This is a genomic window from Streptomyces sp. NPDC045701, from assembly GCF_056432045.1.
The window spans coordinates 1-4,419 of sequence record NZ_JBWKJV010000127.1; the positions used below are offsets into that span (position 1 = coordinate 1).

Below are 4,419 nucleotides of genomic sequence, written 5' to 3' on the forward strand. Positions count from 1 at the left end.
GGCCCCAGCCATACCCGCTTGACAGCAGGCGGCCAGAACCACGGTCCGCCGCGATCAGCCTGGCTGACCCCTCCCAACCGAAACGCGGAGGCTAGCGGAGTGGGAGCGCCTCGACCAGCTGCTCGCCGCCGCACCGGCGGGCACCGCCTACGACCCGGACACCGACCCCGTCGTCCAGGATGAGCTCGCCGCCGAAACCGCAGCCGCCGCCGCCCGCGAGGCCGCCGTACGCGAGGCGCAGCGGATCGCCGCCCGCACCGACGAGCTCCAGGCCCTGCGCGAGCTCCACGCCCTGGCCGCGAACCTCGGGCACTACCGCGACCCGGCCGCCCGCGAAGCCGCCGCCGACCTTCTTCCACCATCGGTCCTCAGCTACGCCGCGTTCCTCGCCCGCGCCCGCTCCGACGCCAGCTGACCGCACCACGCCCCGACCGGGTATCACGCTGACTCAGCGCGAGCATGACACCCGACCTCGGGAAGATGTCACGCCCCTCGAATGCGTCCCCATATGTCCGCTTTCTGGAGTCCGAAGGGGTGTCCTGTGCCATCGAACTTTGAGTAAGTGACATCGAAGTTTGGGGGCTGCGTCGCTAGACATGGGTGTGGCGCACGGGGTGGGCGGGGAGTATCGGATCGGCTGCGCACTGCGGCCCGCGTGACACCTGAAGAAGGATCTGTACCCATGGCGACTGGCACCGTGAAGTGGTTCAACTCGGAGAAGGGGTTCGGTTTCATCCAGCAGGACGACGGCGGACCGGACGTGTTCGTCCACTTCTCCGCCATCCAGACGACCGGCTTCAAGGAGCTGGCCGAGGGCGCGTCCGTCGAGTACGACGTCACCCAGGGCCCCAAGGGGCCTCAAGCCGAGAACGTGGTGCCGCTCCGCTGACCACTGCACGAGAGCACCCCTGAAGTGAGCCCCGCCGGTTTGCCGGTGGGGCTCCTCGCGTGCGGGACGGGCTCTGACCAGCGCAAGCAATCTTCGATGGCACAAGCTCCCGTCGATCAAAGTTCGACGGCACGCGGTCAAGGTCAGGTGGCACAGGACAAGGGGCCTCCAGGGCCGATTCGGGAGCCGCGCGTTACACATAAGAGTTGATCGCCCGCGCGGCTACGAGCAGCACGGACCGTAGTCACGGGGGCCGGTTCCGCCGGACTGGCCCCAGACCCCCTGGCCCAGAGATACCGTGGTAAGCAACGCCAGTTCTGCCCTCTGGAGCCCTCGATGAGCGAACAGCCGGCCCCCGCCGACACCGCCGCCCGGCAGCTGGAGCCCGCGGCCGCCGACGCGGTCCGCGCGTACGCGGCCAAGACCCGCGCCGACGCCGACCGGTTCGCCGCCGTCCTGGAAGACATCGCCACCAACGGCCTGCCCGACCCCGAGCAGTGCACCCCGTGGGAGGAGCTGCGCGAGGCCCACCTCACCCACCTCGCCCGGCAGCGCCCGGCCGTCGCCTGATGGCCCCGCAGCACGGCCCCCGCCGCGCCCGGATCGCGTTCTCCGACTCCGCCGCCAAGCAGCTGGAGAACCTGACCAGCGAGGCGGAGATCCACGCCCTGGACCGCGCCCTGGTCGTCGTCTCCGTCGACCCCGAGATCGGCGAGCCGATCCCCGGCGACACCGCCGGCCCCCAGCTGCGCGAGTACGCCGACGAAGTCGAGCGCGTACGCCTCCTGTACTGGGTCACGGCCTTGAAGACCGTGGTCGTGGTCGCCTACCTCGAGGTCTGACCCTCGACGCCCTGGACCAGGCCGACCGCGTCCTGCTGGCGCGGCCGGCCTTTGGAAATCGGGTTCGTCCGGCGTGATCGACATGCTGAAGAAGCGACCGCTTTCCCCTGTTCAGAGCTTCGCAGGTGGGCCGGCGAGTCTGTGTCGGTCGCGTCGGCGAGTTGGTGACCGTTGGGCGAACGCTTCGTTCGTGACTGCTGGTGCTTGTGTGACGTGGGTGTCGATCGCGTTCACCCGTTCGTGGTGACCGTGCCAGAAACGACGAGCTCGGTGATCTGCGCGGGTGGGACGGTGGGGCCCGCGACTCCGGAGGTCTGAGATGTGAGTTCGCCCCCCGTACCGGCTGCGTGATCCCGGAGCTGACCGTGCGGGTCGCGCGGGCGTGCAACCCCAGGGGCACCACAGCGATGGCCATCCGTGACCACCTCAAGGGTCTGTGGAGCGATGAGGACTTCGAGGAGTGGTACCCGCGGGACGGTAAGCCGGGCCTGTCACCAGCCCAGTTTGCGACGGTGTCGGTTTTGCAGTTCCTGCTGGAGCTGTCCGACCGGCAGGCCGCCGAGTCCGTGCGCAACCGCATCGACTTCAAGTACGCCGCCCTGGGCATGGAGCTGGAAGACCCCGGCTTCCATCACAGCGTCCTTGCCTACTTTCGAGAGCGCCTGGCCGAGGAGGGCCGGGCCGACAAGCTGCTCGGCCTCGCTCTGGAGAAGATCCGGGACGTCGGCCTGGTCCGGGAACGCGGCCGGCAGCGCACCGACTCCACCCACGTATTGGCCGCGGTGCGGGACCTGACCCGCCTGGAGCTCGTCACAGAGGCCATGCGCGCCGCCCTGGAGGAGCTCGCCCGCCGGGCGCCGCACGAGCTGGTCGGCCTGGTGACGGAGGACTGGGGCAAGCGCTACGGCCGTGCCGCCCGGCTGGGGAAGAACCCCTCCCGGCCCAAGACCCGGATCAAGGAGACCGGCGAGGACGTCCGCCTGCTCCTGCGCTACGTCCACCGTTACCTGCCTGCTCTCCGCGACGGCGAGCAGGTCCAGGCCCTGCGTCAGATCTTCGTGCAGAACTACTTCATCGACGCCCCGGATCGCCCGAAGTGGCGGGAGGCGGAGGATGCCGGACTGCCGCCCTCGGCCGTCGCCATCGTCTCGCCCTACGACCTGACCGCCCGCTACGCGCGCCGGGGGCAGACCCGCTGGAAGGGCTTCCTGGCGCACGTCACCGAGACCTGCGACCCGGACACGCCGAGCGTGATCACCGATGTCACCACCACCAGGGCCGCCGTTCACGACACCAAGGCCCTGCCCGGGATCCTGGCCAACCTCGACCACCGGAGCCTGCTGTCGAAGGAGCACTTCGTCGACGGCGGCTATCTCTCAGTCGCGCTCAAGAGGCAAGTCGCCCGCGAGCACGGCGTCGGCCTGGTCGGACCGATCCGGGCCAGGAGCACCCGCCAGTCCCGCAAAGGCACCGTCTTCCACCGCGAAGCCTTCACCATCGACTGGGACAACGAGCAGGTCACCTGCCCGCAGGGCAAGGTGAGCCGCCGGTGGTCGACACCGCCGTCCCTCGCGCCCTACGTCAACGCCGAGTTCGCCCCGGACGACTGCCGCCAGTGCCCGGTGAAGACCGCCTGCACCCGCACCGACGCCCGGAAAGTCACCTTCCTGCCGCGCGATCTCTACGACATCCAGTCCGAATCCCGTACCGAGCAGAAGACCCAGGAATGGCTCTCGCGCTACTCGCTGCGGGCCGCCATCGAGAGCACGATCAGCGAGTTCGTCAACGGCCACGGAATGCGCCAGTGCCGCTACCGCAGCGAAGAGAAGGCCCACGTCCAGCACGTCCTGACCGCCATCGCGGTCAACCTCGAACGCATCGGCGTCCACCTCCCGCCGACGCCCGCCCGGCAGCCCCGGAACCCAACCGCACTCCAGGGCTTCCTCGACTGGCAGCACATCCCCCGGCCCCGGTCCTGGCGCGTCGCCACCCACCCTGCAGGCTGAGGTGATCGTTCTCAAGGTGGTGACCACCACCTTGCTCCAGACCGGCGCATAGATCGACCCACCGAGTTCAACCCTGGCACAGCGCCCTCGCGGCGACCGGCCGTTCAGCTCGATGATCTTCCAGAAAGGCGCTTGACCAAGATCCCCGACAGCGTCAGGTACTCAGCCAGCGCACCGTAGAGCGCTACGTGAAAGGGCAGATCGTCCGGCCGCGCCCCGACCTCGCGGAGCGCCTGGCCGATGCCGTGCGGCAGCGGTGGCAGCCGCGGGTGCGTGAGCGTGCCAAGAGGCAGGCCGCCACGACCGATGGTCTCGTCATCCACACCCGCGCCCGGTTCGGCTACACCGCCGCCCCCGGCACGACCGACGACGCCCGGGTACGACATCTGACCCTGGCTCTGCCCCCGCACTACGCGCGCCGATTCTTCGACGCCCAGGCAGCCGGAGGGACGGAACAGCAGCTCCGGAACATCGCAGCGGAAGGGCTCCAAGAAATCTATTTCCAGGACAACGGCCGCCGAGCGCAGGGTCTACAGGTGGAATTCACAGATATTGAGTACGTTGAATTCGACCTGTAGAGGCCCGTCTTAGCTTGACGTTTAACCTCTGCGGGCTTGGTGCTCCTTGATCGACTCGGCACGTTTGACCGTCTTGCCGACGTCGTGGTGCCTGGCCCGGTGTG

The 4,419-nt window shown here is 68.9% G+C and carries 5 protein-coding genes and 1 pseudogene; 5 read left to right on the forward strand and 1 reads right to left on the reverse strand.

Annotation, left to right across the window (positions count from 1 at the left end):
- Nucleotides 1-91 precede the first annotated feature (91 nt).
- Nucleotides 92-424 carry a hypothetical protein gene (locus tag AC07DW_RS33410; protein ID WP_478861377.1) on the reverse strand — a complete coding sequence of 111 codons (333 nt, stop codon included), beginning with the start codon at nucleotides 422-424 and terminating at the stop codon, nucleotides 92-94.
- Nucleotides 425-682: 258 nt separating this feature from the next.
- Here AC07DW_RS33410 and AC07DW_RS33415 point away from each other — a divergent pair, with 258 nt between their 5' ends.
- The 5 genes and pseudogenes from AC07DW_RS33415 to tpg all read left to right on the forward strand — a co-directional run.
- On the forward strand, nucleotides 683-889 hold the full coding sequence (locus AC07DW_RS33415) for a cold-shock protein (protein WP_314253960.1): 207 nt from the start codon (nucleotides 683-685) through the stop codon (nucleotides 887-889).
- Nucleotides 890-1,225: 336 nt separating this feature from the next.
- Nucleotides 1,226-1,459, forward strand: coding sequence for a hypothetical protein (locus AC07DW_RS33420; protein WP_478861378.1), 234 nt, complete (start codon nucleotides 1,226-1,228; stop codon nucleotides 1,457-1,459).
- Nucleotides 1,459-1,731: a hypothetical protein gene (locus AC07DW_RS33425; protein ID WP_012477032.1), complete on the forward strand. Its 273-nt coding sequence runs from the start codon at nucleotides 1,459-1,461 to the stop codon at nucleotides 1,729-1,731. The genes AC07DW_RS33420 and AC07DW_RS33425 overlap by 1 nt, the downstream gene beginning before the upstream one ends.
- A gap of 365 nt (nucleotides 1,732-2,096) precedes the next feature.
- Entirely contained in the window at nucleotides 2,097-3,737 is a 1,641-nt protein-coding gene (locus AC07DW_RS33430) for an IS1182 family transposase (protein WP_478861379.1), read from the forward strand.
- A gap of 161 nt (nucleotides 3,738-3,898) precedes the next feature.
- Nucleotides 3,899-4,315 (forward strand): annotated as a pseudogene (gene tpg / locus AC07DW_RS33435) (telomere-protecting terminal protein Tpg); the annotation flags it as partial.
- Nucleotides 4,316-4,419 lie beyond the last annotated feature (104 nt).